This is a genomic window from Agrobacterium sp. 6Ca8 (assembly GCF_055382765.1).
Genome location: NZ_AP026433.1, coordinates 1 through 18,349, shown reverse-complemented (window position 1 = coordinate 18,349; position 18,349 = coordinate 1). Strand labels below are relative to the sequence as shown.

Genomic DNA, 18,349 nt, shown 5'->3' with positions numbered 1-18,349 from the left:
GGGAATCGCTCCGCCACCAAAAGATTTTTCCTGTCATAAATCACTAATTGACGACAGAATAGTGACAAAATGCAGCCATTGCGAGTCTCTCAAGTCATGATGGCAACAGGCGTTTCGCCTCCAGCAAGCGGCGGATTTCCTCGACCAGTCGTCTCGGGTCGGCAGGCTTGGTCAAAACCTTGGCCGCACCGGCATTCAGCAGGATTTCAGCGGTTTCAACGCTCGCATCGCCGCTGAGCACGATGAGCGGAATATTTCTTCCGCCCTTCAGCGTGCCGAGAAGCTCCGGCAGCACCTCAAGCCCCTCGCCGCCCGGCATATTGAGATCGGATATGATGAGGTGCGGCAGGCGGGTTGTGCCCGGCGCCACGGCTTGCTGCAGGGCCTGAAAATCGTCGACACCGCGCACGATGTAACCGCTTTTTTCCAGAACGGCCCGGATGATGCGCGCATTGACGGCGTCGTCCTCGGCCACGAGGATATCGATACCGCTTACCCCCTCCGTTACCCGTGACGAAAACCCCACATCCGGATGGTTGTCGTTGATGGCATCGCGCCGTTCTATGCCGCGCAGACGGCCGCAGAGGACGTCAATCAGGGACTTTTCGCGCAGCGGCCGGATCAACCAGGCGTCGAAGGACGCATGCATGGTCGACGCCCGCTCTTCGGGACTGACCAGCAACGTGCGGCGGACATTCTGTTGCGGCCAATCCCTTAGCGCGTCTCTGAACAGAGGCGAAATACGCCTGTCGACAATGATATCGGTGAGATCGGCAGCTGTACCGTGCAGCTTTTCCAAGTCCTCCGGTTCGTGGATAAGAGCGCATTTACCGCCGAAAGCCTCGATCGCCTCCATCGTCACCGTTGCTGCCACGCCCCTCGGCGCGACCAGCAGGACATTGGTATGCTGCAGGCAATGGTGCCGGTCCGGGTCCGGCGTGCCGGTGGACGAACTGCCCGGACGGAATGCCAGCTTGAAGGTGCTGCCCTCACCCTTGCGGCTGAAGACCGTGAGGCTGCCGCCGAATTCCCGCACGATGCGGGCGGAAATCGCGAGCCCAAGCCCTGTTCCCCCACTTTGTTGCGACATCGGGCCTGCCTGTTCGAATTCGCCAAAGATACGGGCTTGTTCCGCTTGGCTCATGCCGGGGCCGGTGTCCTCGACGGTGATATGCAATTCGCCTTCAACCATGCGCGCTCGGATGACGACCCCGCCCACCTGCGTGAATTTGACGGCATTGCCGAGGAGGTTGAACAGAACCTGACGCAGCCTTGCCGGATCGAAATCCAGATAATCAGGCACATCCGGCGTGACGAAGGAGGTGATTTCGATGCCCTTTTCGTGGGCGCGATGCGCCAGCATCTCGACAATGCTCTCGATCAGCCGGCGCAGGTTTTCCGCACGCGGATTGAGTTTGAAACGGCCCGCCTCCATGGTCGAATAATCCAGCAGGTCCTCGACCAACTGTACCAGCGACTGACCGGACTGCTTCATGCCGTCGAGATAATTACGTTGCTCTTCATTGAGCTTCGTCTGCGATAGAAGATGGTTCATGCCGAGCATGCCGGAAAGCGGCAGACGGATCTCGTGGCTAACAGTTGCCAGCAGCCTTGCCTTTTCGGCATCGGCCTTTTCCGCGCGTAACCGGGCGTTTTCCCGCTCGCCGAGTGCCAGCCGCTCCTCGGTGACATCTCTCGCGATGCTGCTGATGAGAAGACGACTGCTTGCCAGATCGCGGGTGACGACATCGTGCCAGGAGAAAATGCGCTGACCGAACGGGGTCGCGATTTCCACATCATAAGCGTGGGCCTTGTCGCCTGGCCGGAAAGCGATGCCGATTTCCTCACAGCTCAGCCCTTCGGGTGCCGAGCAGCCCGTCACTTCACGAAAAACCGCATTCGCCTCGACGATGCGCCGATCCATATTGCGGATGACGATGATATCGCCCATGGCCTCCTGGATCTCGGCAATCAGCGATCGGTTTTGAGTTTGGCGTAGCCGTACATCCAAATCATCTGCAGATAGTTTGCCGGGATACTGGAAGGATTTGCCGAACATGGCGTAGGACAGGAGACCGACCAGCACCGCACCGAAGAAGGATGCCAAGGCGACGGTGACCGAATAAGGCACCGCAAGCGCGATCAAGGCCGCGGAGAAGGCACCCACCGACAATGACGCGGCAACGTACAGCGTGATCGATCTGGCATCTATCCCGCGCTCCGCACCGCCATGGTGAGATGTCGTGTCGACACGATCCGCAGGCTGCGCCGGGGTGGCGGCGAGGCCATCTGAAACTTTTTCCCGCAGTCGTGCCAGTTCGCTCATGCACAACCGCTACCACGGCAGCGGTTTTGATATGCTTGGCTCAAACGCTAAAATTTTACTTTTTAGCCGCCCGGGCGTGCAGAAACTCATCGAGAATGACGCAACCGGCACCGATTGTTATGAAAGTGTCGGCCAGATTGAAGACCGCGAACGACCATGTATCGGTGTGAAACAGGATGTAGTCGATGACGTGACCGTAGAAAAAGCGGTCGAGAAGATTGCCGGCTGCTCCAGCGATGATGAAGGCGAAGCCAAGATGGGCAAAAGTCCGATCCGCCGCCGTCTTGCGCCAGAGCCACAGAACGAAGACCACGATGACGAGCCGCATGCTGACGATGAACCAGCCGTGCATGTCCGCCAGCATCGAAAACGCCACACCTAGATTATAGGTGCGGTAAAGCGCCAGGAACGGAATGACCGGCACCATCTCCTGCAACGGCAGATAGGTCTCGACCAGTTGCTTGACGACCTGGTCCAACACAAGGGCAGCAACGATAAGCGCGAAAGCCGGGCCAAATTTCGAAAACAACGCCGCTTTGGCCATTACTTCACCGGTGCCAGTTCGAGGAGATGTCGCCGCGCCTCGAAAAGCATGACAGCGGTTGCGATGGCGAGATTGAGACTATCGGCACGGCCCTGTTGGGGAATGCGCGCCAGTTGGTCTGCCTTGCCGGCCAGTTCAGGCGGCAGGCCGGATTGTTCGTTACCCATCAAAAGCACGACGGGCTTTCCGGCGTAATCGATTTTTCGATAGTCCACCGACCCGGCAAGATGGGTGGCAACGACACTGACATTGGCTGATTTTTTCCATGAGAGGAATTCCTCAACCGAGGCGCGGGCAACGGGCGTAGCGAAGACCGAACCCATGGTCGCACGCACGGTTTCCAGCGAAAACGGATCGGTGCAATCGCCGACCAGAATGACACCTGAGGCACCCGCCGCATCCGCCGTGCGGATGATGGTGCCGAGATTGCCGGGATCACGCACCCGATCGAGCGCGATATAGGTCTCGCCTTTTTCCGGACGGATATCCTTCAATGGCTTCCATCTCTGGTCAAAGATGCCAACGACCATCTGCGGATTGTCGCGGCGGGTGATCGAGGCGATGACTTTTTCGCTGACTTCTAGCACCAGCCCGCCGGAAGCGACCGTCTTTACGGCCGCCTGCTCCACCAGCGGCTTGCCCTTGGCCGCCTTGGCGTAAACCAGGGTGCGGATGGTCCAGCCCAGTTCGAGCGCGTCGATAACCAGCTTCAAGCCTTCCGCCATGAAGGTGCCGGTCTCTTCCCTGCCCTTTTTCTGGGTAAGCGCCTTGATATCCTTGATGATGGGATTGGCAAGGCTGGTGACTTCCTTGACCTGGCCAACCCGGCGCGTCGTGTTTTCGCGCATGTCGTTCGTCATTTCGGCTCCCAGCGGCTGAACAGCGATGTGGAAAGCACCCGGCCCGGCGTCTTCCCATCAAGCCCGGCCTCGCGAATGACGAGCTCGCCGGACGCAACGACGCCACCGGCGCCGCGCATGATTTCGCGCATCAATTCATGCATCGAATAGAAGCTGGCCCTGATAGAATAGGCCGTCAGCACCAGACCGAGCGCTTTGGGCGACAGGATTTCCCGGCAGATATCGAGCATCAACGGAAGATGGTCGAACAATTGCCAGATTTCACCATGGGTGCCGCGGCCGAATTTCGGCGGGTCGGTGAGAATGATGTCGTAGGTGCTGCCGCGACGCTCCTCGCGCTGAATGAACTTCATCGCGTCTTCGCAAATCCAGCGGATCGGCGCCTGTTCGAGCCCGGCAAGCGCCTGGTTCTCCTTTGCCCAGCCGATCGCTTTCTTGGAGGCGTCGACATGGGTCACTTCAGCGCCTGCAGCAGCGGCGACCAAAGAAGCGACGCCGGTGTAACCAAACAGGTTCAGGACTTTCAGCGGCCGGTCAGCCGTTTCAACGGCATTTTTCAGCCATTCCCAGTGGACAATCTGCTCCGGGAAGACGCCGACATGCCGGAAGGCCGTGAAGCGGCCGAGAAATTCGACGCCGAGCAGCGACAGGGGCCAGGTTTCGCCAAGTGCTGCCTTTGGAAAACGCCAACGGCCCATGCCGTCTTCATCCGTGTCGCCGGTAAAAATGGCGTCGGCATTCTGCCATACGCGGTCTGGAACCGACGGTTGCCAGAGAGCCTGCGCCTCGGGACGGACGACGCGATATTCGCCGTATTGTTCAAGCTTCAGGCCATTGCCGCTGTCGATGAGATGAAAATCACCCGCGCCACTCGATTCCAGAATAACCGGAACCTGTTCTGCGGGACGTTCGCCGGTGCGATGCTTGAGGGGCCGCGCAGGCACCTGCTCAACGGCCGGTACTGGGGCTATTTTTTCCCTCGGCGCAGGTTTCGGCGCGCTGCGCACCGCGTCCGGCTCGCGCTTTTTCGGTGCCGCGTCCATTCGCCGTGCCGGCTTTGCGGCATGAACCTGTTTTTTCTCGCTCCCGGCACGCACGCGATTGCCCGGCCGGCTGTCTTTTTTCTTCAATGGAAATCTTTCCGCTTCTGCCCGCGTCTTATCGCGCCAGCAAATAGCATTCCAAGCGTCGCTCGACTAGAGCCGCAACGAATGTCGGCACCATCACTTTGCCGGGAGTTGGCCCGCATTCGGAAGCTGCGCGGCTGTTGCCGCTTTGTGCCGGTTCGCCTCGTCATGCCAGCGAACGGCTTCCTTCGCCTCGATACGGGCGCGCTTGCGATGCTTGCCCTGTGCAAACCATGTGGCGGAAGATCCCAGAAGCACACCGAAGATGACGGCCAGAAACAGGAACACGAAAAACGGCGCGGTGAAGGAAAGTACACCATCCTCCGGCCGGAACGGATTGAGCGCGAGCGTCACGGACTGACGATTGGCCACGCACAGGATGACGAGGATAATCGCCAGCGGAAGCAGGATGATGAGGTTGATGATTTTTTTCGACATCCGACATTACTCCATCGCGGCGTGCATTCCCTCGGCTCCGTTTCCGGGGCGGCGGGTGAGAACGATCAATCGTCCTCTTCGTCACCCATACCGGGGTTCAGGCGCTCACGCAGTTCCTTGCCCGTCTTGAAGAAAGGCACCCATTTTTCCTCAACGAAAACCGATTCACCCGTGCGCGGGTTCCGACCGGATCGCGAAGGACGGTTCTTCACCGAAAATGCGCCGAAACCACGAAGCTCGACACGATTTCCCGCTGCCAAGGCATCGGTGATTTCATCCAGCACCGCATTGACGATATTTTCCACGTCACGGTGATAAAGGTGCGGGTTACGCGCAGCAACGATCTGCACCAGTTCAGACTTGATCACGGTTGCCCCCTGAAAGAATTGGATTTTTAATGCGGCTCAACCTGCCAAACGGAAACAAGACCGTCAAGAAACAACTTGTCCGCACCGAGCTGACCGGAGCCCGCAAATGGGATTAAATCGTCATATCCCAGAAGCTTCGCTATTTGCGCAACACTGAAAAGCGAAAAAGGCGAACTGGAAGACGGTGCGCGCCATTCCACGATCGGCAGATCCTTGGCAACACCGCGCGTTTCGAAATAGCCGCGAATTTCCTTTTCGCCGCCAAGCGTGTCGACCAGCTTGTTGGCGAGCGCCTGTCTGCCCGTGAAAATCGATCCGTCCGCCAGTTTCAACACATCCTCGCGCGGCAATTTGCGGCGATCGGCCACAAGATCGACGAACCAGCCGTAGCTGTCCATCACCATGGAACGGATCATCGTCTTCGCCTCTTCGGGCGCCTCATGGAACGGCGAAGGCTCCGCCTTCATCGGAGAGGACTTTATTTCCTGCAGCGAGACGCCGAGCTTATCCATCAGCTGGCCGATCTGGGGATATTGAAAGATCACGCCGATAGAGCCGGTGATCGAGGTTTCGCCAGCGACGATGACGTCACCTGCAGATGCGATCATATATCCAGCGGAGGCGGCAAGCGTGCGGACATCGGAGACCACCGGCTTCTTTTCCGCAACGCCGCGAATGGCCTTGAAGATGCGCTCGCCGCCATAGGTGGTGCCACCGGGCGATGAAATCGAAACGATCAGCCCTTTGACATTGTCACTCTTGGCAATCTTGTCCAGCCGCTCCAGAAGTTCGGTATTGTCCTGGATCAGCCCGGAGATCTGGACACGGGCAATATGGGGTCTCTCGCTTTGCTGCGGGGTGGCCCATAAAAACCGGTAGAGGCCGAAAATGCCGGCGACAAACAGAAAAACAGCGGCAATCCGCCAGAAAGTCAGCTTGCGGCGCAATCGTCTGCGATCCGCTATCGCCATATTATCCATCGAAAACCCCTGCCTTCCGGCATTTGAAGCGTAATGTAAGCGTCATGGCCATATGGTTCTTCTAGCGCGAAGCCGCAAGGAAACAATAAGGAAACCAGAATTACGATTAAATTCGCATTTCCCTTGCACCTTTCCAGACAAAAACCATATTGGCAGGACACAGCACTCATGCCAAAGACATCAAGATAAACATATAAGCTTCAGTTGCGCGCCAAAGTGGCGCCCAGGAAGTTTTCCGGACCCACTCTTATGCTCGAAAGACTCCGCCAGCCCGCGCCAGCGTTTCCGCTGCCCAATGACCAGAACGGCGCTTACGAGCGCGCGCTGAGGCATTCCGCGCGCGTGAAGCGGCTGAAAATCATTCTGCCGCTCGGTGCGGCGATCATCTCGTTTGCCTTCGTCGCCGTTTCGCTCATTCGCACCTGGGCGCCCGAAGAGGTTTCGCTTGAAAGCGCAAGGATCGAAGACGGCAAGATCGTGATGGAAAAGCCGGCCGTTGCGGGCCGCAACGAGAAGGGGATCGACTACTCGATGAACGCAGACCGTGCGTTGCAGGATATCGCCAACCCCAACCTCATGACGCTCGAAAGGGTTCTGGCCGCGGTGCCTGTGAACGACAGCGTCGCCCAGGTGATCGCCAAGGAAGGCATTTTCGACCGGGCCACCAACACGCTGAAGATGACCGCCCCTTTTGACATCAATCTCAGCAATGGCATACAAGCGAAGTTCCAATCTGCGGATGTCGATCTGAAGGCTGGAAAAATGAGCAGCAAAGAGCCAGTTTCGATCAAAACAAACGACGGCGCCATTGTTGCGCAATCGATTGATATCGCGGATAATGGCAAGACTATTACATTTTCGGGGCAGGTACGCGCACGTATCGCTGCATCCAATATCAAGAATGAAGGCAAGTGAGAGCCCGGTCCAGATGATGCAAATTTCCCGTCCCGTTTCCCTTGGCAAATCCGCAGGCGTTACAGCCGCAGCTTTTGCTTTTTCCTGTCTTGCAACCGTGGCTTTCGCTCAGAACACCACCAGCAACATGACAGGCGTCAAGCTCTCCGGCGACCAGCCGATCGCTATCGAAAGCGATCAGCTCGAAATTCGGGACCAAGAGCGCAAGGCCTATTTCACCGGTAACGTGAAAGTTGTGCAGGGCACCACCACCCTTCAGGCCGGCAAGATGACGGTCAATTACAAGGGTGAAGGTTCCTCGCTCACCAGCGGTGACGCCAACATCGAAAAAATCTTCGTCGACAATAACGTCTACCTGACGTCCGAGACGCAGAAGGCCACGGCCGATCACGGCGAATTCGACATGGCGGCGCAGACCTTCATTCTGACCGGCAAGCAGGTTGTGCTGTCCGAGGGCGCGAATGTGTTCACCGGCTGCAAGCTCACTGTTCTGATGAATTCGGGGCAGGCAAAGCTTGAAAGCTGCGGCGGCCCTGTCCGGATCATGCTCGATCCGAAATCGCAGCAGAAGAAACAGTAGTCTCACCTCGTGAAGATAGCCTCGATCTCAAAAATATTTGGCGGTGGGCGCGACCGACCTGTGGACGCTGCGTCGCAGGCCGACAAGGCTCGCTATGACGGCACCCTGATCGCGCATGGTCTGACGAAGACCTATAATACACGGCGCGTCGTCAACGGCGTCTCGCTGGTCGTGCGCCGTGGTGAAGCCGTGGGGCTGCTTGGCCCGAACGGCGCGGGCAAAACCACCTGTTTCTACATGATCACGGGCCTCGTACCCGTCGATAGCGGCAAGATCGCCATCAACGGCAACGACGTCACCACCATGCCGATGTACAGGCGTGCCCGCCTCGGTGTCGGCTACCTGCCGCAGGAAGCCTCCATTTTCCGTGGACTGACAGTCGAGGAAAACATCCGCGCCGTGCTGGAAGTGCACGAACCTGACAGCGCCAAGCGCAGCCGCAAGCTCGATGAGTTGCTGGAAGAGTTCCACATTGCGCAGCTGCGCAAATCGCCCGCTGTCGCCCTGTCGGGCGGCGAACGTCGCCGTCTGGAAATCGCCCGTGCTCTGGCGACCGATCCGACCTTCATGCTTCTGGACGAACCTTTTGCCGGCGTCGATCCGATCTCCGTCAGCGACATTCAGAACCTTGTCAGACATTTGACCGCGCGCGGGATCGGCGTTCTCATCACCGACCACAATGTCCGCGAAACGCTCGGCCTCATTGACCGCGCTTATATCATCCATGCCGGTGAGGTTCTGACCCATGGCCGTGCGGACGATATCGTCAACAATCCGGATGTGCGCCGGCTCTATCTCGGCAATAATTTTAGCCTTTAAGCTCCCGGGCGCGAAAGATTCTTCATCGCGCCCCGCAGTGACGCTTGACCAAACATAATAAAAAAGCAATTTTTGGGCCAAGTTTCGTTGCCTGCGCAAAATTTATGAAATTTGTGGCGACGAAGAAGCTGTAAGGGGAGTTTCGCGTCCGCCATGGCATTATCTGCCAGCCTTTTGCTGCGTCAAAACCAGTCTCTCGTGATGACACCGCAACTGATGCAGTCCATCCAGCTGCTTCAGATGACGCATTTCGAACTGACGCAGTTCATCGCGCAGGAGGTGGAGCGCAATCCTTTGCTTGAAATTGCGGCAAACGACGGCGATTTGAGCAACGATACCCCTGCTGATGCGGAGAATTTCGGCGATGCCGACAGCGAAGGGTCCGACAAGTCCGCGCCGGTAACGGCCGACAGCGACGACTGGTACGGCGATCGCGCGGCGAATCTCGGCGAACAGCTCGACACCAGCTTCGAAAATGTCTTTCCCGACGATACCGAACCCAGAAAGCCCGACGCACCCGAACTTGCGGGGCAGTGGAAATCCATGCCCGGGCAGGAGTCAGGCGAGAGTTACGATCTCGACGACTTCGTTGCCGCGAAACAGACCCTCAGCGACCACCTCAATCAGCAATTGCCTCTCGCCATATCCTCTGTGGAAGACAGGATGATCGCTGATGCGCTGATCGGCCAGCTCGACGAGACCGGATATATCGCCGTAGATGCTGTCGAAGACGTCGCTGAACGGCTGGGGGCGGCGCCTTCGGCAGTGGAGCGAATTCTGGAGACGCTTCAGGGCTTTGATCCTCCCGGCGTGTTTTCCCGCTCGCTGAGCGAATGTCTGGCGATCCAGCTTGCCCAGAAGGACAGGCTTGATCCGGCAATGCGGGCTTTTATCGACAATCTGGAGCTTCTGGCGAAACGGGATTTCGCTTCTCTAAAAAAACTCTGCGGCGTGGACGAGGAAGACCTTCTCGACATGCTGGCGGAAATCCGCACGCTCAATCCGCGTCCGGGCGCTGGTTACGATTCGACCGTTTCCGAGACAATCGTTCCTGATATCATCATTCGCCCCTCCTCTGCCGGCGGCTGGCTTGTGGAAATCAACCCCGAGACCCTGCCGCGCGTGCTCATCAACCAGACCTATTTCGCAGAGGTTTCAAGGCACAAGTCGCGGGAGGGAGAGGATCAGGATTTCCTTTCCGAATGCATGCAGACGGCCCATTGGCTGACCCGCAGCCTCGACCAGCGCGCCAGAACGATCATGAAGGTGGCGACCGAAATCGTGCGCCAGCAGGACGCCTTTCTCGTCAATGGCGTGGACCACCTTCGCCCGCTGAACCTCAAGACGGTGGCCGACGCCATCAAGATGCACGAATCCACCGTCAGCCGGGTGACGTCGAAAAAATACATGCTGACGCCGCGCGGCCTGTTTGAGCTGAAATATTTCTTCAGTGTTTCCATCAGCTCGGTGGAAGGCGGTGACAGCCATTCGGCAGAAGCCGTGCGTCATCGCATCAAGGCGATGATCGCGCAGGAGGCCGCTGACGCAGTGCTTTCCGATGACGATATCGTCGATAATCTGAAAAAGAGTGGTATCGATCTTGCCCGCCGCACCGTGGCCAAATATCGCGAGGCGATGAACATCCCATCCTCCGTTCAGAGACGGCGCGAGAAGAAGGCCCTGGCCAGACTGTCGGCGTTCTGAGCGGTGGCGCTGGTCACGTTTTCAGGGCTTTCCAGCCGCACCATTGACTCTTGCTACGGCAAGGGCTAGAAGCCCGCCGCACACGTAAGCAAGGTCATTTGTAACGGATTCATCTCCACCGTCCATGGGCGTAAAATTCGAATGGGGGCTTTTAAAGGCCTTCGAAACGCTTGGATGCGCGCGCGGCTTGACGTAAGCTGGTACTCGCAAATCACTACAAAAAGGAAATTTTCCATGAGTGTGCGTGTATCTGGTAAACATATGGAGATCGGCGAATCTTTCCGGCAGCGGATTGAGGACAATATAGGTCTGGCAGTTACCAAATACTTCGATGGGGGGTATTCAGGCCAAGTGACCGTAGAGAAGTCCGGATCGCGTTTTGCAGCCGATTGCAAACTGCATCTCGATACGGGCGTTGTATTGCATGCGGCGGGTCAGGCAAATGATCCGCAAGCGAGTTTCGATGCCGCCGCCGAGCGTATCGAGAAGCGCCTGCGTCGCTACAAACGGAAGCTGAAGGACCATCACCACAATGGTTCCGCGGCGAACGGCGCGATGTCGGAAATCGCCTATACGGTAATGGATGCTGTCCCCGATGAGGACCACGAGGTTCCGGAAGACTACGCACCCACGATCGTTGCGGAAAGTTCGAAACAGATAAAGACGATGTCCGTCGCCAGCGCCGTGATGGCGCTCGACATGACGGACGAACCGGTTCTGCTGTTCCGCAGCCCCGGCAAGGAATATCTCAACATCGTCTACCGACGACATGACGGCAATATTGGCTGGATCGACGCGGAAACGATCAAGAGCTGAACAGTCTGACAAGACATGGGAGGCAGAGCGCGAAAGCGTATCTGCCTCCTGCATCGTCTCGATGGCATGAAGGAAAAAGAGAATGGCGTTGGCAGATTTGCTGCAACAAGATGCGATTATTCCCGCCCTCAAGGTGAATTCCAAAAAGCAATTGCTTCAGGAGCTGGCCGCGAAGGCAGCCAGAATTACCGGAGTCTCGGAACGGGAAGTTTTCGACGTCATCCTCCAGCGTGAGAAACTCGGCTCCACCGGTGTGGGGCACGGCATTGCCATTCCGCATGGCAAGCTGAGCAGCATCCATCAGATCACCGGCGTCTTCGCACGTCTTGAAACACCTGTTGATTTCGAGGCGCTGGATGACCAGCCGGTCGATCTGGTTTTCCTGCTGCTTGCACCCGAAGGCGCCGGCGCGGATCATCTGAAGGCGCTGTCGAGAATTGCCCGAGCTTTGCGCGACCCCGAGCTGGTGGCCAAGCTGCGTGCCACCGATTCCGACACGGCAATTTACGCCTTCCTCAATCAGGAGCAGGCGACCGCTGCCTGATCAAAGGCTGCCGACGGTCCTTTCCATGGACAAAAAAACGCGCCCTTGAGGCGCGTTTTTTATTGGAGCATTTCAAACAAAAGCGCGCCCCGGTTTTACATCCGAACGCGCTTTAGATGAGGGAATGCCTCACGCATCCTTCTCGTTGACGGAGGCGGTGCCCGGCTCGGGCGCTGCGGCGGTCTCCACCTTCGGGCCACCCTTTGAGACGCCAACCATGGCGGGGCGCAGCACCCGGTCACCGATGGTGAAACCGGCCTGAACCACCTGCAGTACCGTGTTGTTCGGAACTGCCGTGTTCGGAATTTCGAACATCGCCTGGTGGAAATTCGGATCGAATTTCTGGCCTTCCGCATCGATCTTTTTGACGCCATGTCGCTCCAGCGTCGAGAGCATCGAGCGCTCCGTCATCTCGACACCTTCGATCAGGCCGTTGAGACCGGCTTCGCCATTGGTCTTGAGTTCGTCCGGAATGGCTTCAAGAGCGCGGCGAAGATTGTCGGAAACGGCAAGCATGTCGCGCGCGAAAGCGGCGAGAGAATAGGCCTTCGCATCCTTGACTTCGCGCTCGGTGCGGCGACGAAGATTGTCCATTTCTGCTGCAAGACGCAGGAACTTGTCGCGCAGATCGGCATTTTCGGCCCTGAGCAGTTCGATCGGATCGGGCTCGGCAGCTTCCGCCGTCTCTTCCCCTGTAAATGCGGGTTCGACAAACTCTTCGGCGACGTCCGCGTCAGGTCCGGGCTTTTTCGTATCGTCGGTCATGACGTTCTCCAGATTTGAATATTGTTGGTTGCGCCCGATATCGAGGTTTGAAGGGCAAAAATCAAGGCTTGCGGCGAAAAGCTTGCCGCATTCTCTAACCTTGCGGGCTTGTCCTATCTCTGCTTTCGGGAAAGGCGGGCCATAATTTGTGCGGTGTAGTCCACCATAGGCACGATACGGGCGTAATTGAGCCTCGTGGGACCGATGACGCCGACGGCACCCACAACGCGATTTTCCTCGTCCCGATAAGGTGCCACGATCAGTGACGAGCCTGACAGCGAGAAGAGCTTGTTTTCCGAGCCGATGAAAATCCTGACGCCTGAGCCACTTTCTGCAAGGTTGAGGATCTCGATGAGATTTTCCTTGCGCTCCAGATCGTCGAACAGCAGGCGCACACGATCGATATCTTCCTCACCGGCCAGACCTTCCAGCAGGTTGGAGCGTCCGCGGACGATGAGGCGACCGAGCTTGCCCTCTTCATTGTCGCCCGCCCATATGGCGAGACCACGTTCGATGAGGTCCTGCGCGAGCGTGCCGAGTTCCGACTGCAATTCGGCACGCTGCGTCTGAAACTGGCCCCGCAGTTCCTGCAGCGTCTGCCCGGAAAGATGGGCATTGATGAAATTTGCCGCCTCTGTCAATTGCGATGACGAAATGCCGACCGGCAATTCGATGATACGGTTTTCGACCTGATTGTGGTCCCCTACCAGCACGGCAAGCGCCTTGGTGGGCTCCAGCCGGATGAATTCAACGTGCTTGAGAATGACGTCGCTCTTGGCCGTCAGCACCAGGCCGGCACCGCGCGACATGCCTGAAAGCATGCGGCTTGCCTCTGTCAGCAACCCTTCCAGCGATTGCTCGTGGCCGGCGACTGGACCGATCTGGCGGTCGATACTGGCTCTCTCATCGGCGGGCAGATCGCCCACCTGCATGAATGCGTCCACGAAGAAGCGCAGCCCCGTCTGGGTGGGCAGGCGACCGGCGCTGATATGCGGCGAATAGATGAGACCCAGTTCCTCGAGGTCGCTCATGACGTTGCGAACGGAGGCCGGTGAAAGCGACATCGGCAACAGCCGCGACAGGCTGCGCGACCCCAAGGGTTCGCCGGTGTCGAGATAGCCTTCGACGATGCGCCGGAAAATCTCCCGCGACCGTTCATCCAGCAACGATGCCTGATCTTTTGAAAGCGGTGCGGAAAAGCCCATATCATCCGTTCTTTATCGTCAAAACTCTGTCCGTACCAATATAATGCGTTGCACCGCTGCGGCAAAATGGAAATTGGCTTTGCAAAACCCCGGGGCGCGCCTTAGAAGGCAGGAACCAACATGGAGAGTGGATCATATGCGGCCTTCAGGCAGAAAAACCGATCAGATGCGCAAGGTTTCCTTCGAGCGCAATTTCTCGAAACATGCCGAAGGTTCCTGTCTGGTCAAATTCGGTGATACGCATGTGCTCGTCACCGCAAGCCTTGAGGAAAAGACGCCGCCGTGGCTGCGCAACAGCGGCAAGGGCTGGGTCACCGCCGAATACGGCATGCTGCCGCGTTCCACCCATGAGCGGATGAAGCGCGAGGCCTCGGCCGGCAAGCAGGGCGGACGCACGCAGGAAATCCAGCGCCTTATCGGCCGCTCGCTGCGCGCAGTGGTCGACCTGCAGGCGCTCGGCGAGCGCCAGATCAGCATTGACTGCGACGTCATTCAGGCCGATGGCGGCACGCGCACGGCTTCCATCACCGGCGCATGGATCGCCCTGCATGATTGCCTGAAGTGGATGGAAACTCGCAACATGATCAAGGTCGAGAAGGTCCTGAAGGACCATATCGCCGCGATCTCCTGCGGCATCTTTGCAAAACAGCCGGTCATCGATCTCGATTATCTCGAGGATTCCTCCGCCGAGACCGATGCGAATTTCGTCATCACCGGCTCCGGCGGCATCGTCGAAGTGCAGGGAACCGCGGAAGGTGCCCCCTTCTCCGAAGAGGAATTCCTGACGCTGCTTGGTCTTGCAAAGGCCGGATGCAGCGAACTGGTCGCCCTTCAGAAGCAGGCAATTGCCTGAGCCGACAGGAAAACGTCATGCGCAAGCTCGATACCAGAACGATCGTTGTCGCCAGCCACAACAAGGGCAAGATCGCCGAAATCGCCGACCTGATCGGGCCTTTCGGCTTTTCAGCCAAATCGGCTGCGGAGCTGAACTTCGTGGAGCCGGACGAGACAGGCACCACCTTTGAGGAAAATGCTGCCATCAAGGCGCTTGCGTCTGCGAAGGCGTCCGGCCTGCCGGCTCTGTCTGACGATTCCGGTCTGGTCATCGATGCGCTGGATGGCGCGCCGGGCGTTTATACCGCCAATTGGGCGGAAACGGCTGACGGTACGCGCGACTTCGCCATGGCCATGCAGAAGGTCGAGGATGCGCTTGCCGAACGCGGTGCAACGAAGCCGGAAGACCGCACGGGCCGCTTCGTCAGCGTGCTGTGCCTTGCCTGGCCGGACGGGCATGTCGAATATTTTCGCGGCGAGGTGGAAGGCACGGTGGCGTGGCCCCCGCGCGGAACGAGCGGTTTCGGCTATGACCCGATCTTCAAACCAGAAGGTTACGACACCACATTCGGTGAAATGACCGCAGACGAAAAACACGGCTGGAAGCACGGCGATGCGTTTGCGCTCTCCCACCGTGCCCGCGCGTTCAAAAAATTCGTCGAAACCTGTCTGGAGGCATGAACCCGATGACCGGGGAGCACCAACTTTCTGCCCCCGGCGCGTCGCTTCTGCCGGATACGGGCGATCCCGGTTTCGGGATCTATCTGCACTGGCCCTTCTGTGCGGCCAAATGCCCCTATTGCGATTTCAACAGCCATGTCCGCCACCGCCCGGTGGATCAGGAACGGTTCACTGCGGCGTTCCTCAGCGAAATGGCAAAGATGCGGGCGCTCAGCGGTCCGCGTGTCGTTACCAGCATTTTCATGGGCGGCGGTACACCTTCGCTGATGGACCCGCAGACCGTAGGCGCGCTTCTTGATGGCGTTTCGCGCTTCTGGCATGTGCCTGATGGTATCGAGATCACCATGGAGGCCAATCCTTCAAGCGTCGAGGCGGAGCGGTTTCGCGGTTACCGGGCAGCCGGCGTCAACCGCGTCTCGCTCGGCGTCCAGGCGCTGAACGACCGGGACCTGAAGTTCCTTGGCCGGCTGCATGATGTTGCCGATGCGCTTAAAGCCATCCGTCTGGCGCGGGAAATTTTTCCGCGCATGTCCTTCGATCTGATTTACGCCCGCCCGAACCAGACGGTGGCCGAATGGGACGCTGAGCTGAAGGAAGCCGTCTCCTACGCCGTCGACCATCTGTCGCTCTATCAGCTCACTATCGAGGAAGGCACGCCGTTCTACGGGCTGCACAAGGCTGGCAAGCTGATCGTACCGGATGGCGAGCATTCGGCGGTGCTTTATGAAGCGACGCAGGAAATCACCGAGCGTTACGGCATGCCGGCGTACGAGGTTTCCAATCACGCCCGCCCCGGTGCGGAAAGCCGCCATAACCTGACCTATTGGCGTTATGGCGATTATGCCGGTATTGGACCCGGTGCGCATGGACGCCTGACCAATGGCGCCTCCAAGCTCGCCACCGTCACCGAGCGCCATCCCGAAACCTGGCTCGAGACCGTAGAGCGTGAAGGCCACGGCATGGTCGATCAGGAGCTTCTCGGCGTCGACGAACAGGCAGACGAATTGCTGCTGATGGGCCTTCGCCTGCGCGAAGGCATTGATCTTGCTCGCTGGAGCGATCTCTCCGGCCGCGAACTCGACCCGGAGAAAGAGGAATTCCTCCTGCAACACGGCTTCGTGGAACGGATCGGCAATTCCCGCCTGCGCTGCACCCCTTCCGGCATGCTTATTCTGGATGCCGTGGTCGCCGATCTCGCCTGCTGACCGGCAGCCTGCCTGGTCCTGAGCCAATCAACAACCGAGAAACCAATAAAAAAGCGGCCCGAAGGCCGCTTTTTTCATGCGTTGTTTTCGTTGATAAGGCGCTTCAGCAGCTCAACCTCGTGGCCGAGCTTGGTGTCGCCGGAAATCAGATCCTCGATCTTGCGCACCGCGTGAAGAACCGTGGTGTGGTCGCGACCGCCGAAACGGCGACCGATCTCGGGAAATGAGCGCGGTGTCAGCATCTTGGCCAGATACATGGCGATCTGGCGCGGCTTGACGATGACGCGGGTGCGACGGTTGGAAACCAGCTCCTGCCGCGACACATTATAATGTCTGGCGACAATGCGCTGAATATCCTCGATACGGACGCGCTTGGCCTCCCCACTGCCGACGAGGTGCGACAGCAGCTCATCGACACGGTCAACCGAGAGGTTCGGCTCGAAAGAGCGCCGGAACATCAGCTGGTTGAAGGCGCCTTCAAGCTCGCGTCCGCTCGCCGTCACGCTTTTGGCCACGTGGGTCAGGATTTCGTCCGAAATCTCGAAAGACGGATCGTCCTGACGCGCCGAGCCCATGCGACGGTTGAGCATTTCGTAGCGCATGTCGTAATCGGGACCTTCGATCTCGATGGCCATGCCACCCTGAAGGCGCGAACGGACACGCGGATCAAGCGATTCCAGCTCCCACGGCGCGCGGTCAGCGGCCACGACTACCTGCTTGGCGCTGTCGAGCAGCATGTTCAACAGGTGGCAGAATTCGTGCTGGATCATCTTGCCCTGCAGGAACTGCATGTCGTCGATGACGAGAAGGTCGATATTGCGCAGGGTGTCCTTCAGCGTCAGCGCATCATTGTCGCGGATCGCGGTCGCAAAACGCCACATGAAATATTCGGCCGTCAGATAGACCACACGCGGGTTGCGCGGACTGTCGATGGCGGCATTGGCAATCGCCTGCAGAAGGTGTGTCTTGCCAAGCCCGACACCCGCATGAATGAACAGCGGATTGAAGCGCACAGCACCGGCACCCGCTTCAGCGATCGTCTTTGCCGCCGCAAGCGCGACGCGGTTGGACGAGCCCTCGACAAAAGTGTCAAAGGTGAAACGTGTATCGAGCGGCGAACCGAACAGCGGCCCGGAGCTACCCTGCCGCAGCGTCGCCTGCGCCGCCGCAGGCTGTGCAGAAGGTGCTGTCGCGGGCTGCGACGGAATGAAGGACTTGTTGCGCGCAACAGCGCCCATGTCCTGAACGGGCTGCACCCGTTCCTCGACCTGCGCGGGGCGGGCCGGGCGGCTGGCGGAGCGGACAAGAATTTCCACCTTCAGCACGTCCGGATCCTCGCTTTGGACGAGACTGGTGATCAGATCCATATAACGGTTGTTGATCCAGGACTTCAGAAAGGTCGTCGGAACGGTAAAACGGACGACGCTTTTCGAAACGGTGTGGAGTTTGAGCCGTGCAAACCAGCTTGCATAGACCTCGGGACCAACCTGTGCCTTCAGCCGCGCGCTAAAACGTTCAAACAGCGCATCGTGCTTCATTGCCGATTTATCCCCTGCCGCTTCTGAGCAAGCTGCATCACGAGCCTGTGGTGCGCGGTCCCCATCGGCCACCGCACCCATCGCCAAATTCAATTGCATA

The 18,349-nt window shown here is 58.5% G+C and carries 19 protein-coding genes; 9 read left to right on the top strand and 10 right to left on the bottom strand.

Annotation, left to right across the window (positions count from 1 at the left end):
• Nucleotides 1-94: 94 nt before the first annotated feature.
• From ACZ5A6_RS00095 to sppA, 7 genes are all read right to left on the bottom strand, one after another.
• The gene (locus ACZ5A6_RS00095; RefSeq protein ID WP_112290929.1) at nucleotides 95-2,326 is read right to left on the bottom strand and encodes a hybrid sensor histidine kinase/response regulator; all 2,232 of its coding nucleotides are present in this window, start codon (nucleotides 2,324-2,326) and stop codon (nucleotides 95-97) included.
• Between the two features lie 55 nt (nucleotides 2,327-2,381).
• Nucleotides 2,382-2,870, bottom strand: a complete 489-nt coding sequence (gene lspA, locus ACZ5A6_RS00090) for a signal peptidase II (protein WP_003514769.1) — start codon at nucleotides 2,868-2,870, stop codon at nucleotides 2,382-2,384.
• Nucleotides 2,870-3,730: a TrmH family RNA methyltransferase gene (locus ACZ5A6_RS00085; protein ID WP_003514768.1), complete on the bottom strand. Its 861-nt coding sequence runs from the start codon at nucleotides 3,728-3,730 to the stop codon at nucleotides 2,870-2,872. The genes lspA and ACZ5A6_RS00085 overlap by 1 nt, the downstream gene beginning before the upstream one ends.
• A complete protein-coding gene (locus tag ACZ5A6_RS00080) occupies nucleotides 3,727-4,860 on the bottom strand; it encodes a class I SAM-dependent methyltransferase (RefSeq protein ID WP_065661445.1) in 1,134 nt (377 codons plus the stop codon). Before ACZ5A6_RS00080 ends, ACZ5A6_RS00085 begins: the two co-directional genes overlap by 4 nt.
• 93 nt (nucleotides 4,861-4,953) lie before the next feature.
• Nucleotides 4,954-5,295, bottom strand: a complete 342-nt coding sequence (locus ACZ5A6_RS00075) for a LapA family protein (protein ID WP_003514766.1) — start codon at nucleotides 5,293-5,295, stop codon at nucleotides 4,954-4,956.
• Nucleotides 5,296-5,360: 65 nt separating this feature from the next.
• The gene (locus ACZ5A6_RS00070) at nucleotides 5,361-5,663 is read right to left on the bottom strand and encodes an integration host factor subunit beta (RefSeq protein ID WP_003493505.1); all 303 of its coding nucleotides are present in this window, start codon (nucleotides 5,661-5,663) and stop codon (nucleotides 5,361-5,363) included.
• 26 nt (nucleotides 5,664-5,689) lie between these two features.
• The gene (gene sppA / locus ACZ5A6_RS00065) at nucleotides 5,690-6,643 is read right to left on the bottom strand and encodes a signal peptide peptidase SppA (RefSeq protein ID WP_013635364.1); all 954 of its coding nucleotides are present in this window, start codon (nucleotides 6,641-6,643) and stop codon (nucleotides 5,690-5,692) included.
• A 249-nt stretch (nucleotides 6,644-6,892) separates the two neighbouring features.
• Here sppA and lptC point away from each other — a divergent pair, with 249 nt between their 5' ends.
• The 6 genes from lptC to ptsN all read left to right on the top strand — a co-directional run bounded on the left by lptC (nucleotide 6,893) and on the right by ptsN (nucleotide 12,021).
• Nucleotides 6,893-7,558: an LPS export ABC transporter periplasmic protein LptC gene (gene lptC, locus ACZ5A6_RS00060; RefSeq protein ID WP_003514764.1), complete on the top strand. Its 666-nt coding sequence runs from the start codon at nucleotides 6,893-6,895 to the stop codon at nucleotides 7,556-7,558.
• Between the two features lie 13 nt (nucleotides 7,559-7,571).
• On the top strand, nucleotides 7,572-8,138 hold the full coding sequence (locus ACZ5A6_RS00055) for an LptA/OstA family protein (RefSeq protein WP_003514763.1): 567 nt from the start codon (nucleotides 7,572-7,574) through the stop codon (nucleotides 8,136-8,138).
• Between the two features lie 9 nt (nucleotides 8,139-8,147).
• Nucleotides 8,148-8,957, top strand: coding sequence for an LPS export ABC transporter ATP-binding protein (gene lptB / locus ACZ5A6_RS00050; protein WP_003514762.1), 810 nt, complete (start codon nucleotides 8,148-8,150; stop codon nucleotides 8,955-8,957).
• Nucleotides 8,958-9,110: 153 nt separating this feature from the next.
• Nucleotides 9,111-10,661 carry an RNA polymerase factor sigma-54 gene (gene rpoN / locus ACZ5A6_RS00045; RefSeq protein ID WP_025592254.1) on the top strand — a complete coding sequence of 517 codons (1,551 nt, stop codon included), beginning with the start codon at nucleotides 9,111-9,113 and terminating at the stop codon, nucleotides 10,659-10,661.
• A gap of 234 nt (nucleotides 10,662-10,895) precedes the next feature.
• The gene (hpf, locus tag ACZ5A6_RS00040; RefSeq protein WP_003514759.1) at nucleotides 10,896-11,477 is read left to right on the top strand and encodes a ribosome hibernation-promoting factor, HPF/YfiA family; all 582 of its coding nucleotides are present in this window, start codon (nucleotides 10,896-10,898) and stop codon (nucleotides 11,475-11,477) included.
• Between the two features lie 82 nt (nucleotides 11,478-11,559).
• Nucleotides 11,560-12,021, top strand: a complete 462-nt coding sequence (ptsN, locus tag ACZ5A6_RS00035; RefSeq protein ID WP_003493488.1) for a PTS IIA-like nitrogen regulatory protein PtsN — start codon at nucleotides 11,560-11,562, stop codon at nucleotides 12,019-12,021.
• A 129-nt stretch (nucleotides 12,022-12,150) separates the two neighbouring features.
• On the opposite strand, the gene grpE is transcribed toward ptsN, so the two are convergent.
• Together grpE and hrcA are read right to left on the bottom strand one after the other, a co-directional pair.
• A complete protein-coding gene (gene grpE / locus ACZ5A6_RS00030) occupies nucleotides 12,151-12,786 on the bottom strand; it encodes a nucleotide exchange factor GrpE (protein ID WP_003514756.1) in 636 nt (211 codons plus the stop codon).
• 113 nt (nucleotides 12,787-12,899) lie between these two features.
• Nucleotides 12,900-13,991, bottom strand: coding sequence for a heat-inducible transcriptional repressor HrcA (gene hrcA / locus ACZ5A6_RS00025; protein ID WP_003514754.1), 1,092 nt, complete (start codon nucleotides 13,989-13,991; stop codon nucleotides 12,900-12,902).
• Between the two features lie 136 nt (nucleotides 13,992-14,127).
• Here hrcA and rph point away from each other — a divergent pair, with 136 nt between their 5' ends.
• From rph to hemW, 3 genes are read left to right on the top strand one after another with little or no spacing between them, the layout of a single operon-like run.
• Entirely contained in the window at nucleotides 14,128-14,844 is a 717-nt protein-coding gene (gene rph, locus ACZ5A6_RS00020) for a ribonuclease PH (protein WP_003514752.1), read from the top strand.
• A 17-nt stretch (nucleotides 14,845-14,861) separates the two neighbouring features.
• Complete coding sequence (rdgB, locus tag ACZ5A6_RS00015) at nucleotides 14,862-15,506, top strand: RdgB/HAM1 family non-canonical purine NTP pyrophosphatase (protein WP_003514751.1); 645 nt, start codon at nucleotides 14,862-14,864, stop codon at nucleotides 15,504-15,506.
• Nucleotides 15,507-15,511: 5 nt separating this feature from the next.
• On the top strand, nucleotides 15,512-16,711 hold the full coding sequence (hemW, locus tag ACZ5A6_RS00010) for a radical SAM family heme chaperone HemW (RefSeq protein ID WP_003514749.1): 1,200 nt from the start codon (nucleotides 15,512-15,514) through the stop codon (nucleotides 16,709-16,711).
• 74 nt (nucleotides 16,712-16,785) lie between these two features.
• Here hemW and dnaA read toward each other — a convergent pair whose 3' ends face one another.
• A complete protein-coding gene (dnaA, locus tag ACZ5A6_RS00005; RefSeq protein ID WP_003514748.1) occupies nucleotides 16,786-18,249 on the bottom strand; it encodes a chromosomal replication initiator protein DnaA in 1,464 nt (487 codons plus the stop codon).
• Nucleotides 18,250-18,349: the final 100 nt, after the last annotated feature.

What these genes read in the sequence shown, in the direction of transcription:
- ACZ5A6_RS00055 (WP_003514763.1), top strand. Translation starts at nt 7,572, where the DNA reads ATGATGCAAATTTCCCGTCCCGTTTCCCTTGGCAAATCCGCAGGCGTT.
- grpE (WP_003514756.1), bottom strand. Translation starts at nt 12,786, where the DNA reads ATGACCGACGATACGAAAAAGCCCGGACCTGACGCGGACGTCGCCGAA.
- rph (WP_003514752.1), top strand. Translation starts at nt 14,128, where the DNA reads ATGCGGCCTTCAGGCAGAAAAACCGATCAGATGCGCAAGGTTTCCTTC.
- ACZ5A6_RS00095 (WP_112290929.1), bottom strand. Translation starts at nt 2,326, where the DNA reads ATGAGCGAACTGGCACGACTGCGGGAAAAAGTTTCAGATGGCCTCGCC.
- ACZ5A6_RS00085 (WP_003514768.1), bottom strand. Translation starts at nt 3,730, where the DNA reads ATGACGAACGACATGCGCGAAAACACGACGCGCCGGGTTGGCCAGGTC.
- lspA (WP_003514769.1), bottom strand. Translation starts at nt 2,870, where the DNA reads ATGGCCAAAGCGGCGTTGTTTTCGAAATTTGGCCCGGCTTTCGCGCTT.
- ptsN (WP_003493488.1), top strand. Translation starts at nt 11,560, where the DNA reads ATGGCGTTGGCAGATTTGCTGCAACAAGATGCGATTATTCCCGCCCTC.
- ACZ5A6_RS00075 (WP_003514766.1), bottom strand. Translation starts at nt 5,295, where the DNA reads ATGTCGAAAAAAATCATCAACCTCATCATCCTGCTTCCGCTGGCGATT.
- sppA (WP_013635364.1), bottom strand. Translation starts at nt 6,643, where the DNA reads ATGGATAATATGGCGATAGCGGATCGCAGACGATTGCGCCGCAAGCTG.
- rdgB (WP_003514751.1), top strand. Translation starts at nt 14,862, where the DNA reads ATGCGCAAGCTCGATACCAGAACGATCGTTGTCGCCAGCCACAACAAG.
- dnaA (WP_003514748.1), bottom strand. Translation starts at nt 18,249, where the DNA reads ATGAAGCACGATGCGCTGTTTGAACGTTTTAGCGCGCGGCTGAAGGCA.
- hpf (WP_003514759.1), top strand. Translation starts at nt 10,896, where the DNA reads ATGAGTGTGCGTGTATCTGGTAAACATATGGAGATCGGCGAATCTTTC.
- rpoN (WP_025592254.1), top strand. Translation starts at nt 9,111, where the DNA reads ATGGCATTATCTGCCAGCCTTTTGCTGCGTCAAAACCAGTCTCTCGTG.
- hemW (WP_003514749.1), top strand. Translation starts at nt 15,512, where the DNA reads ATGACCGGGGAGCACCAACTTTCTGCCCCCGGCGCGTCGCTTCTGCCG.
- lptC (WP_003514764.1), top strand. Translation starts at nt 6,893, where the DNA reads ATGCTCGAAAGACTCCGCCAGCCCGCGCCAGCGTTTCCGCTGCCCAAT.
- hrcA (WP_003514754.1), bottom strand. Translation starts at nt 13,991, where the DNA reads ATGGGCTTTTCCGCACCGCTTTCAAAAGATCAGGCATCGTTGCTGGAT.